Annotated in this window: 1 protein-coding gene; it reads left to right on the top strand. The window is 64.0% G+C overall.

The window, feature by feature from the left end:
• Positions 1-12 precede the first annotated feature (12 nt).
• Positions 13-812: helix-turn-helix domain-containing protein (locus NKI10_RS30870; RefSeq protein ID WP_352862613.1), on the top strand; the 800-nt coding region annotated here is incomplete at its 3' end.

Genomic DNA, 812 nt, shown 5'->3' with positions numbered 1-812 from the left:
GGAGGACCGGCGATGGTTTGGCGAGAGACTGGCATCATGGACGAGCGGCTACGGTTTGTTGTGGAGTGTCTTTCTGGGGATGAGACGATGGTTGCGCTTTGTGCGGCCTACGGGATCTCACGCAAGAACGGCTACAAATGGCTAGGACGCTATCGGACGTTTGGGCCTGAGGGTTTGCACGACCTGCCGCGAGCCCCGCTCAATCATGGCCGGGCGACAGCTCAGGATCTGGTTGAGCGGATTGTGGCGGCCAAGGAGCTGCATCCGCTTTGGGGTCCAAAGAAGATCGTGGCACGGCTCAGGCGCACGGCTCCCGAGTTCATGTGGCCTTCAGCCTCGACGGTCGGCGCGATCCTTGCGCGGCATGGGCTTGTCCGCGCTCGCAAGCGGCCACGGCTACGGGCCTGCGGCAATGGACCATGGCCACAGCCGCTGGAGCCGAACGCGGTGTGGACTGGCGATCACAAGGGCTGGTTTCGGACCCGTGACGGGTGGCGTTGCGAACCCTTGACGGTGATGGATGCATCGAGCCGCTACCTCCTGGCGCTCGAAGCGACGGGATCGACGGCCGATAGCGAAGCCTGGCCGGTGTTTGAGCGGCTGTTTGAAGAGCATGGCCTGCCAGATCGGTTCAGAAGCGACAATGGCCCACCCTTCGCATCGGCCGGCGTCACCGGACTGACGCCGCTTGTCGTGCGCTTCATCAAGCTCGGCATCACCCTGGAGCGGATCGCACCCGGCAGGCCACAGCAGAACGGACGTCACGAGCGCTTTCACCTGACCATGCTGCCGATGGCCGAGGCACCGGAAGC

Origin of the sequence: Mesorhizobium sp. M0802 (assembly GCF_040320115.1) — a bacterium.
In the GTDB taxonomy this organism is placed as follows: domain Bacteria; phylum Pseudomonadota; class Alphaproteobacteria; order Rhizobiales; family Rhizobiaceae; genus Mesorhizobium.
Note: the sequence above shows the minus strand (reverse complement) of the source record. Positions and strands in the feature narration are given on the sequence as shown.